Here is a 19,061-nt window from a genome sequence, read left to right as displayed (position 1 = left end):
CACCGGCGTCACCTTCAACGGAGTGCCAGCAACCACAATCAACGCCACCGCAACCACCGTGACCGGCACTACCCCCGCAGGCACCGCCGGCAACGTTCCAGTCACCATCACCACCCCCGGCGGCACCACCACCGTCCCCGGCGGCTACACCTACTTCACGCCGGCCATCTACGTCACCAACTACAACTCGAACAGCGTGTCGGTGATCAACCCGGTCACCAGCCTCGTCACCGCCACCATCGTCCTCCCCGTCGGCAGTTTCCCGCGTGGTGTGGCGTTCTCCCCGGACGGCACCAAGGCCTACGTCGCCAACGAGGGCACGAACAGCGTGTCGGTGATCAACGCGGCCACCAACGCCGTCACCGCCACCATCACCGTCGGCACCGAGCCGCATGGTGTGGCGTTCTCCCCGGACGGCACCAAAGCCTACGTCGCCAACTATCGCTCGAACACCGTGTCGGTGATCAACGCGGCCACCAACGCCGTCACCGCCACCATCACCGTCGGCCTGGGCCCGTTTGAGGTGGCGTTCTCCCCAAACGGCACCAAAGCCTATGTGACCAACGACAGCACGACCACCGTGTCAGTGATCAACACGGCCACCAACGCCGTCACCGCCACCATCACCGTCGGCACCGATCCGCTTGGTGTGGCGTTCTCCCCGGACGGCACCAAAGCCTACGTCGCCAACTTTAGCTCGAACAGCGTGTCGGTGATCAACACGGCCACCAACGCCGTCACCGCCACCATCATCCTCCCCGTCGGCAGTTTCCCGTATCAACTGAGGTTCTCCCCGGACGGCACCAAGGCCTACGTCGCCAACAATGGCACGGGCACCGTGTCGGTGATCAACACGGCCACCAACGCCGTCACCGCCACCATCACCGTCGGCACCGGCCCGCATAGTGCGGCGTTCTCCCTGGACGGCACCAAGGCCTACGTGACCAACTTCAATTCGAACAATGTGTCGGTAATCAACACGGCCACCAACACCGTCGTCCTCACCATCCCTGTCGACACCAGCCCGTATGAGGTGGCGGTCCACTGAGAGGTCGTTGCCTGGGGCTCGACCCCGAATCCTGGACACGGGTCATGCGGCTTGGTCAGAGTAGTTGAGGTTGTCTGGAGTGCCGTCTCGTAGGCGATGGGGCTGCGTTGTCCGAGCCGGGAATGTCGGCGCCGGGTGCTGCAGCGGTGCAGCCGACGGAAGGCATCCAGACGAGCCTCGCGCTCGGTGGGCCGGCCCTTTCGGCCCTGGAGGGTCTCCCGTTCGAAGGTCGCGTTGAAGGACTCGGCGAGTGCGTTGTCCGCGGAGCTGCCGATCGCGCTCATGGACTGGCGGCCGCCGACTTTTGCGCAGGCCGCGGCGAACGCGGCAAAGGTGTACTGCGCCCCGTGCCGTGTGCATCACTGCCCCGGTCAGGCTGCCGCGTGTGCGCTCGGCTGCTACGAGGGCGTCGATGACGAGCTCGGTGTGCATGTGGTCGGCGAGAGGCGAGGTCGATGACCGTGGCCAGATAGAGGAAGTGCCGGCCGCACGTATCCAGTTCCTGAGTGTTCCGGGATTGGCCCCCAGGTGCGGGTGCCCGTCGAGGAGCGTCGTCACCTGGGCCGGGTCGGGCGCCCGGGAGCCGTGGTCACTGTCCTCGGACGGTGCCGCCCGTTGCGGACAACCAGCCGACGACCGGCCTCGTCGCGCTGACCGGCGAGCTCGGCTATGTACTGGTCCGCCTCCGCCTCCAGGGCGGCGGCCAGCATCCGCGGAGCGCCCTCGCGGACGATCTCGTCGATCAGGGAACCGGCCTCGGTGGCGCCGTCTTCGTTGACTACGCTGAGCATGGGCGTGCCTTCCCGACCCGCCGGGCCTACTTGGTGACTTGACGATCACTCACTCGGGAAAGCGCACTCCTTCGCGCATCCTCCAGGGGAGCTGATCCACAAGGCCTGAGCATTGCTCCGAGTGGCAAGAGCTACGCCGCAACGGTCACACACTCCGTCGCATGACCAGCGGGACTGATCGGCGCTCGGCCGCCGGCGCGACGAGATCCTCCAGTAGTTCGCTGCCGAGAACCGTTCTGCGATATCGGCATCGACTCCACGCCGGCACCCTCGACGGCATCTCTCCAGCCATTTCGGGGCCGCGGACAGCAGATCGAGGCCGGCCGAGAGGCGGGATCTGGGACCGGTCCGGGCGAGCATGAAGGCCCGTGCGGGGATGAGGGGCCTCAACAGCCCGGAAGCCTCGTGCGTTCTACCCGCCTACCCGCATCACCCGATCAGTGACCGCCCTGAAAGGGCTCATTTGTTCGTACCGGTATGACTAGGTTCAAATGCGCTGATGACTTGCTATTTTGCTTGATAAGCCGTTAGGGCTCTGTCTCCATAAGGGAGAGTCGGGATGAGAACACGAAGTCACTGCCCGAGCAGCCGCCGCACGCGGATGGGCCTGAGAGCACTGCTGATCACGGTCGCTGTGTTGCTGGGCATGGCTTTTCCGCTGCCTGCCTCCGCGGCCCCCTCCGGCACAATGAGCTTGAACCAGCTCGACTATCGGACGAACCAGCAGATCACGGTTACCTACACCACGACCCAGCCCAGTTCCAGCAACTGGGTCGGAATCTATGCTGATCCTGGCAACGGCCCGGTCAATGGCCAGAACCTCGGGGCCTCGACGAAGTGGAAGTATGCCGTCGGCACCTCCGGCCAGATCTCGATCCCGGCCTCCGGCCTCAGCACCGGCGCGTACGTGGCCTACTACCTGCACAACGACGGCTACAGCTGGCTGGCCAACCCGGTGAAGTTCCGCATCACGAGCTCCTCGCGGACACCGACCGGTTCGATGAGCCTGGACCAGCTCGACTACCCGGCCGGTGACCCGATCTCGGTCACGTACAGCACAACCCAGCCCAGCAACGTCAACTGGATCGGCATCTACACCGATCCAGGCAACGGCCCCGTCAATGACCAGAACGTCGGGCCGGCGACCACGTGGCTCTACGCCCCTGGTTCCTCCGGCCAAATCTCGATCCCGACCGCCGGCCTCAGCCCCGGCCACTACGTCGCCTACTACCTGTACAACAACGGCTACAGCCGGGTGGCCAGCCCACTGAAGTTCCGCATCGTGCCCTCCACCGCGGCCACCACCCTGAAGGTGGCGTCCTTCAACACCTGGCACGCCGCCACCCAGGTGACCGGCGGCCTCACCAAGGCCACCAACTTCGTCACCTCCAGCGGCGCGGACGTACTGGCTCTGCAGGAAACTCAGGGGTATTTCGCCAAGGATCTGGCAAGAAGCCTGGGCTGGTACTACTACCAAGGCCCCACCAGCGTGGCGATCATCAGCAAGTACGCGATCACGCAGACCTTCGGGCTCGCGCTGGACGACTCCGGGCTCGGCGCCCGGCTCAACCTGGGCGCCGGTAAGGAAGCCGTGGTCTGGTCGGTTCACTTGGACTATCAGTACTACGGGCCTTACAACGCATGCTACGAGGGCATGACGCCGGCACAGATCGAGGACATCGAGCAGAACACGTCCCGGCGGGTCGTCGAGATCAACGACATCCTCAACCGGGCGGCACCCGAGATCAACGCGGCCGAGAGCGGCGGCCCGCCGGTGTTCCTGGCCGGTGACTTCAACTCGCCGTCGCATCTGGACTGGGTGCCTGCTGCCGCGAGCCAGAACTGCGGTTACACCTCCGTCAACTGGCCTGCCGCCAAGGCCGTCTCCGACGCCGGTCTCAACGACTCGTACCGGGTCGTCAACCCCGGCCCGGTGACCTTGCCAGGCGACACGTGGTCCCCCCTGTACCCCAAGCACGACGGCTCCACCGGGCCGGACGAACCGCAGGACCGCATCGACTTCGTGCACTACGTCGGCGGAGCAACGCCGGTCATCTCGACGGCCGAGGTCCGAGGCACGCCACAGCCGGTTCCCAACCATCAGAACAACGAATGGGTCAGCGATCACCGCGCCGTGGTGACGACGTTCACCCTGTCCTGACGTACCGCTACACAGCAGCGAGAACGCTGCGTGCTTGAGGGCAAAGACCCGCCAGCCTCCACACGCAGCGTCCCCCGCGGCAGACGCGCAGGAAGCGCCGCGACACACATGGCGGCCCTACTTTCTTGTCTTCGGCTGCCCGGCGAGAAGCTGGCCGCCGCCATGGTGTCCGCCTCGCGAAGGGGGTGATGGCCCTCGATGAGGAGATCGCGGAAGTCGATGCGCTGATCGAGGCCCGGTTTCGCGAGCACCCGCACGCCGAGGTGATCCTCAGCCTGCCCGGCATGGGCAAGCAGATAGGGCGGTGTTCATCGCCGCCACCGGCGGCGACATGGACGCCTTCGGCAGCGCCGACCGGCTCGCCGGCTGCGCCGGCCTGGCACCAGCCCCGCGCGACTCCGGCCGCGTCAGCGGGAACCTTCGCAGACCCCGCCGTTTCCACCGCGGACTGCTCAACGCGATGTATCTCTCCGCGCTGCCTGAAGAGTTGTCCGGCCCCGAAGGCGTACTACGCCCGCAAACGGGCTGAAGGGAAAGGGCACAAGCAGGCGCTGCCGGCACTCGCGCGCCGTCGCGTCAATGTTCTGTGGGCCATGATCCGTTACGGAGCGTACTACCAAGCCGCACCACCTGTCACAGCAGCGGCTTGACATCAGCATTGGGAAGGCTTCCGTGATTCCTACCGTCCGCCGGAACCAACCAACTCCACGTACTCGGCCGGGCCCCGCTCATCGTGGCAAGTGAGGTTATCCCCGCAGCCGCGTGGCTCTACCTCGCCTGCGTCATTGATATCCGGTCCCGCCGAGTGCTCGGCTGGTCGATGGCCCCGCACATGCGGGCCGAACTCGTCATCGACACACTCCAGGCCGCGGTCGCGACTTGCGGCGGCGATGCCACCGGAGTGATCTTCCATGCGGACCGCGGATGGCAATACACCTCGGCCGCGTTCGCCCAGGTCTGCGACCTGCATGGCATCCGCAGAAGCATGAGCAGGGTCGGCTCCGGCTACGACAACGCCCGGGTCGAGAGTTTCTGACAGGGGCCAGGTGGAGCCGTCGTTGGAGGGGCCGTCGGTCGAGCAAAGCTCATCGACCAGCTCGTCGAGCAGGCGCCCGGAGCAAGGGCCTGCAGCTGACCGGGGAGGGCGGACTGGTTCAGCAGCTGACGAAGACCGTCCTGGAGTCCGCCCTGGAGGGCGAGATCACCGACCATCTCGGCTATGACAAGCACGATCCGGCGGGCCGGAACGGCGGCAACAGCCGCAACGGCACCCGAGCCAAGACCGTGCTCACCAACGTCGGTCCGGTCGAGATCGAGGTGCCCTCGACCGCGAAGGTTCCTTCGAGCCGGCCGTCGTCAAGAAGCGGCAACGCCGACTGACCGGTGTGGACGAGATGGTCCTCTCGCTGTCCGCGAAGGGCCTCACGCACGGGGAGATCTCCGCGCACCTGGCCGAGGTCTACGGCGCGAACGTGTCCAAGTCGACCATCAAGCCTTCGACCTGGCCTTCGATGCCCGCCTCACCGCAGGCCAACTCTAGTGCGATGACCGCAATGGTTGACCGGGTGGTCCGTCTTCCGGCGAACCCTGCCGGTCGCGGCACAAGTGGTTTACTCGCTCCGGCGCTCCACCAGGATCACCTCGAACTCTTCCATGCTGCGCAGGGTGACTCGGCCCTTGTCCAGGGCCTCCCCGCGGACCGCCGACTGCGGCCCGCGGGAGGCGGCCAGCGCGGCCTTGTCCCGGAACAGCACACTCACGGTGGCCCGCCCCGCAGCGCGGTCGATGAACAGCGCCGACCCGGCGTACCCGGCGATGGCCTCCAGTTTGGGCACGCCCGAGTCCCGGTACATCTGCACGAACAGCTCGCCGTCCGTCGAAGGGTCGAACTCCAGACGGCCGAGCCGCATGCCTGCGCCGGCGGAAACCTGCGGCGCCTGGGTGTACACCGCCGCCTCCCAGTTGTCGATGGTCACGGTGTCGGCGAAGGGCGCGAGCAGGGCCGTGCGCCGCTCGCGAAGTTGCTCGTCACTGTCGGTCCGGGCCTGCTCGCTCGCCCACCACGAACCCATGATGATCTTGCCGAGCTCGCGGTCGGCGAACAGCCCGAAACCGCGGTATCCGGGGTTCTTGGCGAGCAGGCCCAGGGCTTCGTTGCGCAGCGCTTCGATCGAGCCCTCGATCTTGGCCGGGTCTCCGGTCGCGTAGGTAGTGCGGACGTACATCGGCGCTTGCTGCATGGGTGCTTCCTGTCGTCGGGCGACACCGACTGGTACCGCCGGGGCATGTGCCGTGCAGCCCCATCCCATGCCGGGCCGCGCCGCCTGGCAACGCGGGCCGGTCCATTCAGCGGACGGCGGGCAGTTGCGCGGCGGCGCTTGAGGTACCCGGCGAACCTCTGTGGTCACAGCACTAGCCACACCAACCCCAGTTACACCTCAGGCTGGACAGACCCGCGGTCGGCGGTCGGGGCGAGGTTGTTTCACCTGCCGACGGCATGCCGCTGAGACGTTCGATGTTCACGGCGATGGCTGTGAGCACGCGTTGCAGGTGGGCTTTCGGTTGTCCCCGGTAAGGGCAGCGGCGTATGCCGTGTCCGTGGACGAACTCCTTGACGGTGCTCTCCACCCCGGAATGGACCGGGTATCGGCCTGACAACCAGGGGTCTGTTTGCTCGGTGCAGACATGGATGTGCAGGTCGCGGAGTTCTCGTGGAGGGAAGCCCACGTTCCGGGCGCCGTCGCGCGAGGTGATGCACCGGGTGCGGGCAGGCCTGGCTGCCTGGCTGCCTGGCTGCCTGGCTGCCGATCAACGATCAGGCAACCAAACAGTCTCGGCCCAACATCACTTCCGGGCATGTCCGCTCAGGTCAGCGGACATGCCCGGAAGTGTCTACTTCTCCGGAGTCCGGGCGTCACCGGGCGCCCAGACGTCACCCGCCATGTAGTGGGTGCCCAGGAGAGCCGGGGTACCGTCGTAGGCCGGAAAGCAGGTGCGCCGGTGGAAGGCCGGCCTGACACCGGCGGCGGGACAGAGCGGGTCGCAGATGGCGAACCGGATCCGGCTGTGGCGCGAGGCTGCGGCGCACTTACGGCATGCGCCCGCCGGTGTGCTGGAGTCGGTTCCCAGACCGGCGAGCGAGAAAATGAGCAGCGCTGAGCCGCCCCACATGCGGTAGGGCGTGCGGAGGCCCTGCTTTTGGTCGCCGACGGCGACCAGACGCCGGTGGAGGAAGCGGACAAGCGCCCGAGCCAGTTGTACCAGGACAAGGACTGCTCCGACCAACGGGAGAATCAGCAACAGGATCTGGACGGCGGCGGAAAGGACTCCCACCACTGGATTGCCAGATGTGGTGGCGCTCTCGACCAGCCTCTCGGCCGTGCTCCACCCCGTCTCGAGGAGTTCGGGGAGCCGGACGACCAGGATGCCCAGTTGGACTGCCAGGGCGGGGATGACCACCAGCACCCAGGCGGTGACAACGATTTGGGGCCAGCGCTTGAGAGCCTGAAGCAGTTCGTCGGCCGGCTGCCGCAGGAGAGCCCGTTTCAGGATCGGCCCGATGTACTTGAACAGGTCGGGGATGCCGACCAGGTCGGAAATGATGTAGTACCCGTCGAACCGGAGTGACGGGATCAGCTGCTGCACGATTTCCAGGTTGATGGCCAGAATCGCCATCAACAGGACTTGCCATCCGGTCGCGAGGTACGTCAGGGCGAGACCGATGACGAACAACGCGTTGAAGTAGACGCCTCCGAGGTCGACCCGCAGACGGCCTGTGCGCCCCAGCCGGTACGAGTCGGTGACGTCGGTGTAGAAAGCGGGCCACACCAAGTAGATGCCGCACCCCATGGCGCCGGGACGTGCCCCGCTGTAGCGGCACGCCGAGGCGTGACCGATCTCGTGAAAGGCCGAGGAGACCAGGGCCAGAAGGACGATCAGCAGGATGCTGGCGGGGGTGACCAGAGCCTGTTGCACGGCGCTGGCCACGCGAGTGCCGCTGAACAGCAGGGTCTCGCAGAATACGAAAACGCTGACGACCAGGAGCATCACGAACGGCCGGTACAGCCACGTGAAGAAGCCGCTGATGCTCCAGGATGACGTCTCGGAGAAAACGGCTACCTGGAACCGCAGCGACAGAAAGGGGTTGGCCTTCGGGATTTCCGGGGGTGAGCCGTCGCTGTAGGTGGTGACTCCCAACGGCGCCAGTTTGTTGTCGACGAGGAAGACAACATGGTCCGGCCCGAATTCGCGGCCGGTTTCGTGGCTCAACGCTTCCGACAGGCAGGAGAGGTACTGCTGGGCGTTCCGCGGACCCGAAGCCCTCTGCTGCTGGATGTGGACGAGCTTGGCCAGCAGGTACAGCAATTCGGGCAGGCGCACTACCTGCCCGTCGAAGCGGCGCACCAGATGGGGCTGCACGCGGTACCCGGAGCCTTCGAACTCGCCGACCAGCTCCGTCCCTTCGGTCAGAGTCGGGACCGCCAGGGCAGGTGGAGGGGGATCTTCCGTCACAAGTGACAACGCTCGGGGGCTGATGGCGCTCTCCAGGAGGTGAGGGGAATGATGCGGCCGGTGCGAGGGCACAGAGCCTTCATTCGGACGAACGAGTGTGGGTTCTCCTGGTTACACACAAGGTCCGGCCGAACCGGAGGAACGGCATATCCCTGAGCGGGCCGGGCCGCAAAGCCTGTTCACGGCGTATCGGAAACGCACCTCATCAAGCCCCCATCACGAAAGTCGGGGAAGCGCCGACGAGATCATCAGCCCTTCCCCGACCGATGGTGAATGTTTGCCACCAGGCGTTACTTCAGTGGGTCACCGTCGACGGGGTGCAGATCTGGGTGATTTCCTGCGAGCCGACCGGCAGGCCAAGGACGATCGCCGGAGAGCTGCTCTGGGTCGCACAGGTCGACACGACAGTGGCGCCGTCGTAGCCGTGGCCGTGGCTGTGGCCGTGGCCGTGGCCGTGGCCGCCGTCGTGGCCACCATCGTGACCTCCGTAGCCTCCGCCGAAGGTGGAAAGCACGGCCCGCTCGGGCAGCAGCTCGCCGGTGAGCTTGTTGAGGTCCTCAAAGTTAACGGCAGACATTCCGTCTCCCTTTCATCGTGCGCTGCAGGCTGACTGCCCGCTTGGTCATTTCTATTTGTACCAGCCGTCAAGCCCTGAAACCAATTCCGCAGCTGAATTCACTCATTCAGCTCCGCGATAATTCGTATCATCCATCCGTGGAGTGTGAGCCGAATGGGCTGTTTATCGGATGAATTTTTCATGGCTACTGTCCGGCCTTCCCCCAAGGCCGGGTAGTTACGTTCTCGGCGTCCCCGCAAGGAGCGGGCGGCGGATCTGCAACAAGGGGTGACGGAGGCAACGGAGCCTCGTTGGTACAGGCAGTCGGCCAAGACAGCCTGTTCCCAAGGAGCTCCGTTGCCCTGTCGTTCTGCCCTCTCGCCTGCTCGGCCGCCTCCCGCACGATCACTGTGGCCGCGGGCCGATTCGCGCCGGGGCATCTGGGGGAGCTGACAGGCCTCATGCCATTCGAGCTCGTGCTCGGTCCGACGCGGACCGTCCAGCAGCGACTTCGTGATCTTCCCTCGCGAGTCGGCGTCTACTTCCTGCTCGCGACATGCCTCTTCCCCGAAAGTCGGCTACCGGCCGGTCTGGGACAAGATGCCCACAGCTCTGACGGGGACACAGTCGGCCTGCCCTACCGCGAAGGCTCCGCGCGACCTGCGACGAAGGGTAGGGAGCAGGCCGCTGCGGGCGTTGTTCGAGGTGCTCTCCGGCCGCTGGCCCAGCCGAGGACCCCGGGGGTGCGGTTCCGCCCGTACCGGACGGTCTCCTTCGACGGCTGCAGTTCACAGAAGGTTCCCGACCCCGAACGCAACCGGGCCTGGCTCGGCCGCTCTCCTCACGGGGCTATCCCATGCTGGAGCCGATGACGCTGGTGGAGAGCGGTACCCGGGCCGTGCTCGGAGCGGTGTTCGGCCCCACAGCCGAAGGCGAGACCGGCTGTGCCCGGCGCCTGCCGCACCCAGTGACGCCGGACATGGTGGTGCTGTGGGACGGGGTTTCGACGGCAACGACTTCCTCAGCGCGGTCACCGCACCGGCGCCCGGGTCCTGGGGCGGCTTCGGAACAACCGGCGCACGCCCGTCCTCCGCCGGCTCGCGACGGCTCGTACCTGTCGGCGATCGGCACAGTCAAGGTACGGGCCATCGACGCGCGGATCACCGTGACCTGCGCGGACGGCACGATGTTCACCGGGGCCTACCGGCTGGTCACGACCCTGACCGACGCCCGCCGCTATCCGGCCGCCACCCTGGTCGGCCTGTATCACCAGCGGTGGGAGCACGAATCGGCGTACGACGCGCTGCGGCACACCACGCTGGACTGCCGGGTTCTGCGGTCCGGCGATCCCGCCGGCATCGAACAGGAGATGTGGTCGCTGCTGACGCTGGACCAGCTGCTGCGGACCGTCATGCCCGGCGCCGCCGAATCGCTCCCCGGCACCGACTCCGACCGCTGCGGGTTCACCATCACCCTCCAGACCGCCCGCGACCAGGTCATCCAGGCTGCCGACACCGTCACCGACGGTGCCGTCCCGGTCTGTGTCATCGGGCGCCGGGTCCTGGCCGGCCTGCTCCCGCCCCGGCGGACACGGGTCAGCTCTCGCAAGGTCAAATCGCCGATCTCCCGGTACAACGAGCGGCTCGACGACGGGCGGCCCGATGCCAGCCGCACCGTCACCCACCTCGACATCACCGTCCTCGAACCCCCGGTCGAGGAAGCCGCTCTGCCCACGGCGTCCCGGGACGGCCGACACACCAACCCGGCGGAACGACGCCGCGAACGGGTCCTGGCCCTGCTCATCGAACAACCCGCCCGTCACTGGCACTCCCGGGCGATCGCCCGCCATCTCGGCGAGATCGCCCTCGGCACCATGCACAGACAACTCGCCCGATGGTCCCAGGCCGGCTTGCTCCGCAAGAGCGGACCAGCCACTTACACCGCCACAACCACGCGATCAACTCCCTTGCGGGAGCGCCGAGACCGTTGACTACCCGGCCTGGGGGAAAGGCCCGTCCACTGCGCAGGAAGAACGCGGAAGTCGGACCGGGGGCGGCAGCGGGCCGACGGTGGAGGGGGCCGCGAAGCCAACTGAGGTCTCCGGGTCCATGGGTCGATCTACCGCCTCCGGCGCGCCCCACCGTGGTCCGGAGCATGGCCTTGGGGGAGACGATCGCCCGTGAGAGAGGGGCCGGTGGCCGTTGTCCGGCGAAACTCTCCTGGCGATGCCCAGCCTCAGGGCCGTCTCCCAGACATGGCCGGGCGAGTGGGGAACGGCTGCCGTATGCTCAGCCGGACCGTTGTTGCTTTCGCTTGGGATTGACCGCTCGCCTCCCATAATTGCGTCGCTCCCGAATGGCCCGACTCGTCCAACGGTGCGATCCCGTGATATGCCAGTATCGGCAGTGGGGACATAGGTAGATGCGATCAGCCGGGGACGCATTTTCAAGTAGAGGCTGTTTCGCCAGCCATTTGCGAGCTGCATTCTCGCTTGGGAAAGGCACCTTCCCGCCGAGCGGGCAACGTGGCAGGCTCACGTGGTCACACTCCTTCGGAATTCAGGAGTGGAGCCCTCACCTCAGCCGCGCTCGCAAGACGTGACTGGCTCCTGTTGCTCCAGGACGGAGACCCGTGACAACAGCAGTGGTCGCGCCCTCAAAACGATGTGCAAGGCTCGGCAGAAGCACACCTCACTGGGCTCCATACGAAAGCCGGGGAAGCGCCGACGATCGTCAGCCCTTCCCCGACCGATGGTGAACGTCTGTCACCAGGCGTTACGTCAGTGCGCCACCGTCGAGGGGGTGCAGATCTGGGTGATCTGCTGCGTGCCGACCGGCAGGCCCGCGACGAGCGCCGGAGAGGTGCTCTGGGTCGCGCAGGACGACACGACGGTGGCGCCGCTGTCGCCGTAGCCGCCACCGAGACCAAAGGCGGAGAGCACAGCCCGCTCGGGCAGCAGCTCGCCGGCGAGGTTGTTGATCTCCTCAAAGTTAACGGCAGACATTCGGTTTCCTTTCATCGTGCACTGGCAGGCGGATTGCTCCCGCCCGCTGATTTCATTTATAGCAGCCGCCAAACCAAGATAGCCAATTTACGGTATCCATAGCGGCATGATTCGCCCATTCAGTCTCCATATGTAATTTCACAATACTGGTGTGTAGTGCGAAAAGGAGATCGGGCATCGCGGACTGCTATGTGATCGCGGTCGAGGAATTCCGTCGGCTGGGGCCGCAGGGGCGTTTCAAAGTCGCGGTGATCATGTAGACCGGCTGGTCAGGGGATATTCAGCGGGTCCAGCGGCCGGTTGAAGGGGTGGTAGGAGACATGGCGGAGGCCGGCGGCGATGTTGCGGTGTCCGTGTTGCCGGAGCGTATTGGTCGCCAGGTTGCGCATGGTGGCCATGTTCTCGGGCCCGTGGCCGGTGCGGATCTTCGAGGCGTCCTCGCCGAAGGCGGTGTCGCGGACGAAGGGGGGGTGCCGTTAACGAGCGGCGAACCAGGTGACAAGTAACCCGCCAGTAGCTTTCGGATCGAAGGCGCGCTGTATGAAAGAGGACCCCGGCCGCGGCCGGGGCCCTCTGGTGTTCTGGGGGTGTCGGGTTACGCGGTGGCCGGTTCCGGCTCGGGTTCCGGCTCCTGGGGGTACGGGCTGGGCGAGCTGGAGGCGTCGGCCCATGTTGAGCCGTGGCTCGTGGTGGCCCGGCAGCGAATCTGTCGGGCCACCTCCCGGTCATTGAGTGTCGGTGCGCTTTTCGAGGCGAGTGCCGTGGCGAAGGGTGATCGACATCAGGTCGCTGGGGGCGTTCAGCTCCAGGCGGTGCCAGCGGCCGCGGGGGACGATCACTGCGGTGCCTGCCTGCAACTGCACCATGTCCTCGCCGCCGCCGGGCGTGGTGGCACGGAAGTAGAGGCGGACGCCGCCAGTCAGGCAGCACACTGCCTCTTCGGCCTCCGGGTGCATCTCCCAGTGGTCGGCGTGGACGTCGACGTCGGTCTCCACGTGGAAGGTCGCGATCTGCCAGGCGCCGGAGTCGCTGCTCGTCATCTGCCGGTCGGCGGCTCGGACATCGCCGTCGGGGCGGAACTGCAGCGCGGAGGCGAACAGGTCGACAGGGGCCGTCGTCATGATGGCGTTCCTTCCAGTCGGTTCTTTGTGGGGACGGCGGGTTGCGGGTCAGGCACGGCGGCCTGGCGTCGGGGCAACACCCCGATCGCCACGACTGCCGCGAGTACGAAGAGGCCGGCGGTGACGGCCAGGCCCAGGGCATAGCCGTCGTTGAGGGCGGCGGGGTCGGTGGCCGTGCCGGTGCGGAGTTCGGCGATGGTGGCCAGGGCGGCCAGGCCGACGCAGCCGCCGAGTTGGCGGGAGCTGTTGAAAAGGCCGGAGGCCATGCCGGCCTCGCGGGAGGCGACGCCGGTGGTCGCGGCGGCGGCGACCGGGGCCAGGACCAGTCCGACGCCGACGCCGGAGACGATGCAGGGGCCGAGCACATCGGTGAGGAAGCCGCCGCTGGGGCTGATGAAGGCCAGCCAGGCCAGGCCCACGGCGGCCAGCAGAGCGCCGGGCACCAGGGCAGCTCGGGGGGTGCGTGCCGTGGTGACGCGGGTCGCGATGATGGTGCCCGCGACCAGGCTCACGGAGAACGGCAGGAACGCGGTGCCGGTCGCGGCGGCACCCATGCCCAGGACTTGCTGCATATACAGGGACACGAAGTAGAACGCCGTGAACTGCCCGGCCGCGGCCAAGAACACCAGCACGTTGGCGCCGGCCACCCAGCGACTGCGCAGCAGGCCGAGGCGCAGCAGCGGCGCGGGGGCCCTGGATTCGGCGAAGGTAAAGGCGGCCAGGAGCGCGGCCGCAGCGGCGAGGGTCGCCACGGTGGCCGGGGATCCCCATCCTCGGGCGTCGGTGCAGACGACACCGAACACCAGCAGCCCGACTCCGCCGGTCGCCAGGACAGCGCCGAGCCCGTCCAGCCTCTCGCGCCGGTCGGGCTGTGCTCCGGCGGGCACGCCTGCCAGAACCAGCGTGAGAGCCGCCGCCACGATGGGCAGGTTGACCAGCATCACCCAGCGCCACCCCGCGTACTGAGTCAGCAAACCACCTGCCAGTACGCCCAGCGCTCCCCCTGCAGCGTTCACTGCGCTCCACACCCCGAGCGCCCGGACACGCCGAGGGCCCTCGGGGAAGGTGGTGGTGAGCATCCCCAGCGCGGCTGGGGCGGCCGCGGCAGCACCCAGCCCCTGGCCGGCACGGGCGGCGATCAGTTGCCAGGGCGCCTGGGCCAGCCCGCCCGCCAGGGAGCACAGCCCGAAGACGGCCAGGCCCACTGCCAACAGCCGACGGTGACCGTACAGGTCACACGCGCGGCCCCCCAGTAGCAGGAGTCCGCCGAAGGTGAGCGCGTAGACGTGCACGATCCACGACAGGTCGAGCCGCGCGAATCCCAACGCGGTGCGGATTGCAGGTAGCGCGACGTTGACCACCGACATGTCCAGGGCGAAGACGAACTGGGCGACGGCCGCCGCCGCCAGCACCACGCCGGGTCGCCCCCGCGAGTTTTTATACATGTAAAGAAACTAGCGTCAGGGGATCGCGGTTGTCGAGACCTGGGGAATGATGGGGGGCATGCCACAGCCGTCCGCACCGCGCAAATCCCCTGGCCGACCTCCCCGTATCTCCCGCGAGGAGGTCATCGGGACGGCCCGCCGGATCGTGACCGAGGAAGGCGTGGACCGGCTGACCATGCGGCGGCTGGCCACGGAGATCGGCAGCACACCGATGGCGCTCTACCACCACGTCCGCAACAAGGAAGAGCTGCTCGTCCTGCTGCTGGACGACTACGCCGCGCGGGCGCTGCGCCGACCCGAACTGCCCGCCCACCCTCGCGAGCGAATCGTCGTTGCCGCCGCCGCGATCCACGAAGCGCTCGCCGCCTGTCCCTGGATCGTGGAGGTGCTGACCGCCGATGACCTGATGTCAGCGTCCGCGCTGTGGTTCGTCGAGCAGATAGTCGACGGACTGGTCGAATGCGGACTGTCCCCCGAGCGGGCCGTGCACGGTTACCGCGCGATCTGGTACTACACCGCTGGAGAGATCGTGGTCCGGGCGACAGCGGCCCGGCGGCGCGCAGACGATGACCGTGCGACCTACCGGGAACAAGTCTTCGGCGATCTCGACCCGGGTGACCTGCCCAGGTTGGCGCAGGTCGCGGACCGCTGGGCACCACTGACCGGCGAGGACACCTACCTGGACGGGCTCCGAGCTCTGGTGACTGGCCTCCTCGCCATCCGCTGACGGTCCACTGTCGCCGATGACGTACGCCTGCCCCTTGGCCGGACGCCCCCACTGGATCTCATGCGTCCTTGAGTGTCTGCAAACGATGGCGAGCTCAAGCGGTCAGCGCATCACCGCTGTTCAGGAGGTCAGCGTAGACCTCTGCCGGAGTGCGGTAGCCGTGGGTCTTGCGCGGACGGTGGTTGAGTTCGTGGGCGACGGCGTCCAGGTCGGCCTGGCTGAACGTGCGGAGGTCCGCGCCCTTCGGGAGGTACTGCCGAAGCAGCCGATTGGTGTTCTCGTTGGTGCCGCGCTGCCACGGGCTCCGCGGCTTGCAGAGGTAGATCGGCACCCCGGTCTCGGCGGTGATGGCTTGGTGCTCGGCCATCTCCCGGCCCCGGTCCCAGGTGAGCGTCCGCCGCAGCTGCGGCGGGATGCCGAGGAGGCTCCGGGTGAGGTGCGGAGTGACCTGCTCTGCCTTGATGCCGTCCGGCAACGCAACGACGGCCGTGTAGCGGCTGGTGCGCTCGACGAGCGTGGCGACGGCCGAGGGCCGGGTGCCCATCACGAGGTCGCCCTCCCAGTGGCCGGGAACCTTGCGGTCCTCGACCTCGGCGGGGGTGTCCCTTGAACTGCGCAAACTCTCCCAGTAGTTCAGTCAGCAGGTGACGTGGTGGCCCACACCAGGGTGCACGGAAGGGCCAGCAACCGGGGCCCGTACGCCGGGTTGATCCTGGTGATGAGCGGGTTGGTGTCGGCTTCTGGGTGCCGGTGGCGGTGGCGGTGCCCGGTGTCGTACGTCGGGTAGCCGTGGGGAAGTTGTCCGGGCGTCGCGCCGAAAGGGATGAGTGGTCCGTCGAGTCGAGGAAGAGGAGTGGCGGCTGCGTGTGGGCGATCACGACTGCACCGTAGTCGGGGCTCCGGCTCGGGGCTCCGGCTCGCGGTTGCCGCTCGGGGTTCCGGCTCGGGGTTGCCGCTCGAAGACCCAACGGCCAACACAGACAAGGGCCCCGCCCTCCATACGGAGGCCGGGGCCCTTGTTCATCGAGCGCTGGGCAGGCCTTGCACCTGCATCTCCCCACAGGAAGTGGGGCGCCTTTCCTTGGACCACCAACGCCGGGCCTGCCGCCGCTCGTCGCGACCGCAAGCTCAAGATCCAATATACCGCACCCGCGCGGCTCGTGGAACGCGTGATCTGAGTACGCGTACTCACAAGCCCCCGTTCCCCTCCTTGTAGCCTGGCGGCGGCGGAAGACCAAAGTGACGTAGGAAACAGGTGGGACCAAAGGGGGAACGGGTGGGTTCGTTCGCTGAGGAGTGGGCTCAGCTCAAGGGTGGTCCCGCGGGCGGGGGCGGGATGCGGCTGGCCGGCGCCGGCGACAGCGGCGGTGGCGGTGGCGGCAAGGGGGACGTGCAGTCCAGCAAAGCCGCCTGGACGGCGGCGGGCAGTGCCGTCGGCGGACTGGGCGGCGATGTCAAGAAGGCGCTGACCGCCCTTGAGACGGGTCAGCAGGGGCTGGGCACCGGCGGCGGAGTGGAGAGCGCGGCGGCGCAGTCCGAGGTCTACCAGAGCTGGAAGACGTACCTGGACAAGCTGTCCGGGCGGTGCACCGCACTCCAGGGCAACCTGGAGCGGGCGGGCAACGACCTGCTCCTGACGGACGACAACATCAAGGGCCTGTTCGTGGAGCTGGGGAAGCAGTACCAGGACACCCCGGCCGTCGGTGGCGAGGGAAAGTGACCTGAGCCGTGGACATCGAGGCGCTGAAGACGCTCAAGCTGCACGAGTTCGAGGAAGCGGCGAAGGGATACCGCTCCTCCAGCGACATGGCGAGCGGCGCCAAGGACGCGCTGGAGCAGCGGATCACCGCCCAGATGCAGAAGGCCCTCAAGGGCGCGGCGGCCGACGCGGCGGTGGGCCAGCTCCGCGAAGTCGCCAAGGACTTCCACTACGTCCAGGTCGAGTGCGGCCTCCTCGCCACCGCCCTGACCGCGTTCGCGGCGGACATGCGCCCCGCGCAGGACAAACTCAAGCAGGCCCTGTCCGAGGCGGCCGAGCACAAGTTCACGGTGGGCGCGGACGGCGCGGTGAGCTATCCGGCGGCGGGTAAGAACCCGGGTGGTTCCCCGCCGAGGCCCGGTAGCGCGAGTGGCGCCACGGACAAAACCGCCCGGGCGCTTCAGGAACAGGCGGCCAGATTCGCCCCCAACCCCAACTACGCGATCGCCAAGGGCATAGCGAACCGCATCGCCGAGGCCCTGAAAGAGGCCACGGACGCGGACCAGAAGTGGGCGCCGCAACTGCGCAAGCTCAAGGCGGACGACGACCTGGTCGTCTCCGACGGGGACTGGGCGGACGTCGCGAAGGACACGGAGGGCGTGCGCGGAGCGGGCCAGCACTACCTGGACTCCCTGCCGCAGCCCCCGAAGGACGGCAGCCCGAAGGCCAACGCGGACTGGTGGAAGGGCCTGGACCCCGACCAGCAGGCCGCCTGGACCGCACTGCACCCCGACACCGTCGGCGGCCTCGACGGCCTGCCGGCCACGGTCCGCGACGAGGCCAACCGCATGGTCTTCGACGAGCGGCGCGGCCAGTACCAGACGGAACTGAACGGCATCCCCAAACCCCCGGCCAACGAGTGGACGTGGACCACCGCAGGGCCTGTCCCCGCCAAGGTGCACACCGACGAGTGGATGGAGTGGGACAAGAAGTACGGAGACCGGTACCGCCACCTGGAGTCGTCCCTCAAGGGGATGAGCGCCATCCAGACCCGGTTCGACCAGACCAGCAAGGACGGGCTGCCCGAGGCATATCTGCTCGGCTTCAGCCCCGAGGGCCACGGCCGGGCCATCGTGGCCAACGGCAACCCGGACACCGCTCAGCACCAAGCCGTGTACGTGCCCGGCACCACGTCGAACCTGAGCGGCTTCGGGGGCAGCATCGACCGGACGACCGAGCTGTGGCGCCAGACCCAGCAGGCGGCACCGGGCGCCAACGTATCGACCATCGCCTGGCTCGGGTACGACGCCCCTCAGGACATCGTCAAAGACGCCCCGTTCGAGCACTACGCCTATGACGGGGCGCCCGCCTACCGGAAGTTCATGGACGGTCTCGACGCTTCGTACAGTGGTTCCGGTGAGCCGCACCGCACGGCCATCGGGCACTCCTACGGCACCACCCTCATCGGGGCGGCGGCCCAGAAGGGCGATCTCAACGCGGACGACGTCATCTTCGCGGGCAGCCCGGGGGTCAAGGTGGGCTCGGCCGACGAGATGGACGTCCCGAAAGGGCACGTGTGGAACGAGGAGGCGGACGGTGACAAGGTTCCGGACATCGGCCGCTGGGGCCACGGTGGCAGCGCGTGGAAGATGGGCGGCGGCGTGTTCCTCATCCCCAGCGACGAGGCCTTCGGCGCGAACCAGATGAACACACATCCCGAGGGCAGCGGCCCCTCGGCGACGGCGGGATCGCACGGCCACAGTGAGTACTGGAACAGAGACACGACAGCCCTCAAGAACCAGGCGCAGGTCGTGGTCGGCCAGTACGGCAACGTCACCGCTCCCCGGTGACGCGCCTCGTCCAGGCCGCCCCGGTACTCGCACCGGCCCAACCGTCAGCGACCCTCCCGACCCCACCACCAAGGACCCGCATGCTCCGCGCACCGCTCCCCGCTGCTCGTCGGCGCCGCCCGGGCAGCGCCCTGTTCCCCCTCGTAC

General features: G+C 67.5%; 14 protein-coding genes and 7 pseudogenes. 10 read left to right on the top strand and 11 right to left on the bottom strand.

Features of this window, described 5'->3' with window-relative positions; genetic code table 11:
- A partial coding sequence (locus ACZ499_RS13975) for a YVTN family beta-propeller repeat protein (protein WP_468674794.1) occupies window positions 1-1,048 on the top strand: 1,048 nt, incomplete at its 5' end.
- On the opposite strand, the gene ACZ499_RS13970 is transcribed toward ACZ499_RS13975, so the two are convergent.
- Entirely contained in the window at window positions 937-1,332 is a 396-nt protein-coding gene (locus tag ACZ499_RS13970) for an integrase core domain-containing protein (protein WP_468674792.1), read from the bottom strand. The two genes, ACZ499_RS13975 and ACZ499_RS13970, sit on opposite strands and share 112 nt — an antisense overlap.
- A gap of 291 nt (window positions 1,333-1,623) precedes the next feature.
- A pseudogene (locus ACZ499_RS13965) lies at window positions 1,624-1,839 on the bottom strand (IS256 family transposase); the annotation flags it as partial.
- 688 nt (window positions 1,840-2,527) lie between these two features.
- Between ACZ499_RS13965 and ACZ499_RS13960 the strand changes: the two are divergent.
- The 4 genes and pseudogenes from ACZ499_RS13960 to ACZ499_RS13945 all read left to right on the top strand — a co-directional run.
- The gene (locus ACZ499_RS13960; protein WP_468674790.1) at window positions 2,528-4,000 is read left to right on the top strand and encodes an endonuclease/exonuclease/phosphatase family protein; all 1,473 of its coding nucleotides are present in this window, start codon (window positions 2,528-2,530) and stop codon (window positions 3,998-4,000) included.
- A 75-nt stretch (window positions 4,001-4,075) separates the two neighbouring features.
- Window positions 4,076-4,650 (top strand): annotated as a pseudogene (locus tag ACZ499_RS13955) (transposase); the annotation flags it as partial.
- Between the two features lie 107 nt (window positions 4,651-4,757).
- Window positions 4,758-5,033: pseudogene (locus ACZ499_RS13950) on the top strand (transposase); the annotation flags it as partial.
- A gap of 54 nt (window positions 5,034-5,087) precedes the next feature.
- Window positions 5,088-5,502: pseudogene (locus tag ACZ499_RS13945) on the top strand (transposase); the annotation flags it as partial.
- Between the two features lie 108 nt (window positions 5,503-5,610).
- Here ACZ499_RS13945 and ACZ499_RS13940 read toward each other — a convergent pair.
- From ACZ499_RS13940 to ACZ499_RS13925, 4 genes and pseudogenes are all read right to left on the bottom strand, one after another.
- Window positions 5,611-6,240 carry a hypothetical protein gene (locus ACZ499_RS13940; RefSeq protein WP_468674789.1) on the bottom strand — a complete coding sequence of 210 codons (630 nt, stop codon included), beginning with the start codon at window positions 6,238-6,240 and terminating at the stop codon, window positions 5,611-5,613.
- Between the two features lie 172 nt (window positions 6,241-6,412).
- A pseudogene (locus ACZ499_RS13935) lies at window positions 6,413-6,760 on the bottom strand (transposase); the annotation flags it as partial.
- Window positions 6,761-6,892: 132 nt separating this feature from the next.
- Window positions 6,893-8,512 (bottom strand): zinc metalloprotease, encoded by a 1,620-nt coding sequence (locus tag ACZ499_RS13930; protein WP_468674786.1) that lies wholly within the window; start codon window positions 8,510-8,512, stop codon window positions 6,893-6,895.
- Between the two features lie 295 nt (window positions 8,513-8,807).
- The gene (locus ACZ499_RS13925) at window positions 8,808-9,089 is read right to left on the bottom strand and encodes a hypothetical protein (RefSeq protein ID WP_468674784.1); all 282 of its coding nucleotides are present in this window, start codon (window positions 9,087-9,089) and stop codon (window positions 8,808-8,810) included.
- A 440-nt stretch (window positions 9,090-9,529) separates the two neighbouring features.
- Between ACZ499_RS13925 and ACZ499_RS13920 the strand changes: the two genes are divergently transcribed.
- Window positions 9,530-9,940, top strand: coding sequence for a transposase domain-containing protein (locus tag ACZ499_RS13920; protein WP_468674782.1), 411 nt, complete (start codon window positions 9,530-9,532; stop codon window positions 9,938-9,940).
- Window positions 9,925-11,058, top strand: coding sequence for a transposase (locus ACZ499_RS13915; protein ID WP_468674781.1), 1,134 nt, complete (start codon window positions 9,925-9,927; stop codon window positions 11,056-11,058). Before ACZ499_RS13920 ends, ACZ499_RS13915 begins: the two co-directional genes overlap by 16 nt.
- A 789-nt stretch (window positions 11,059-11,847) precedes the next feature.
- Here ACZ499_RS13915 and ACZ499_RS13910 read toward each other — a convergent pair.
- From ACZ499_RS13910 to ACZ499_RS13900, 3 genes are all read right to left on the bottom strand, one after another.
- Window positions 11,848-12,072, bottom strand: coding sequence for a hypothetical protein (locus tag ACZ499_RS13910; protein WP_468410216.1), 225 nt, complete (start codon window positions 12,070-12,072; stop codon window positions 11,848-11,850).
- A gap of 725 nt (window positions 12,073-12,797) precedes the next feature.
- Window positions 12,798-13,193, bottom strand: a complete 396-nt coding sequence (locus ACZ499_RS13905; RefSeq protein WP_468674779.1) for a cupin — start codon at window positions 13,191-13,193, stop codon at window positions 12,798-12,800.
- Complete coding sequence (locus ACZ499_RS13900) at window positions 13,190-14,638, bottom strand: MFS transporter (RefSeq protein WP_468674777.1); 1,449 nt, start codon at window positions 14,636-14,638, stop codon at window positions 13,190-13,192. The genes ACZ499_RS13905 and ACZ499_RS13900 overlap by 4 nt, the downstream gene beginning before the upstream one ends.
- Window positions 14,639-14,696: 58 nt before the next feature.
- Here ACZ499_RS13900 and ACZ499_RS13895 point away from each other — a divergent pair, with 58 nt between their 5' ends.
- Window positions 14,697-15,365 carry a TetR/AcrR family transcriptional regulator gene (locus tag ACZ499_RS13895; RefSeq protein ID WP_468674775.1) on the top strand — a complete coding sequence of 223 codons (669 nt, stop codon included), beginning with the start codon at window positions 14,697-14,699 and terminating at the stop codon, window positions 15,363-15,365.
- A 94-nt stretch (window positions 15,366-15,459) separates the two neighbouring features.
- Here the strand turns inward: ACZ499_RS13895 and ACZ499_RS13890 are convergent.
- Together ACZ499_RS13890 and ACZ499_RS13885 are read right to left on the bottom strand one after the other, a co-directional pair.
- A pseudogene (locus tag ACZ499_RS13890) lies at window positions 15,460-15,969 on the bottom strand (IS30 family transposase); the annotation flags it as partial.
- A gap of 44 nt (window positions 15,970-16,013) precedes the next feature.
- Window positions 16,014-16,243 (bottom strand): annotated as a pseudogene (locus ACZ499_RS13885) (hypothetical protein); the annotation flags it as partial.
- A gap of 398 nt (window positions 16,244-16,641) precedes the next feature.
- Here ACZ499_RS13885 and ACZ499_RS13880 point away from each other — a divergent pair.
- Both ACZ499_RS13880 and ACZ499_RS13875 read left to right on the top strand, forming a co-directional pair.
- Window positions 16,642-17,085 carry a hypothetical protein gene (locus ACZ499_RS13880; protein ID WP_468674773.1) on the top strand — a complete coding sequence of 148 codons (444 nt, stop codon included), beginning with the start codon at window positions 16,642-16,644 and terminating at the stop codon, window positions 17,083-17,085.
- Between the two features lie 8 nt (window positions 17,086-17,093).
- Window positions 17,094-18,914 (top strand): alpha/beta hydrolase, encoded by a 1,821-nt coding sequence (locus ACZ499_RS13875; RefSeq protein ID WP_468674771.1) that lies wholly within the window; start codon window positions 17,094-17,096, stop codon window positions 18,912-18,914.
- Window positions 18,915-19,061: the final 147 nt, after the last annotated feature.

The organism is Streptomyces sp. NPDC031265 (assembly GCF_055570295.1).
The sequence above is the reverse complement of the archived record's forward strand: the minus strand, read 5'-3'. Positions and strand labels throughout refer to the sequence as shown.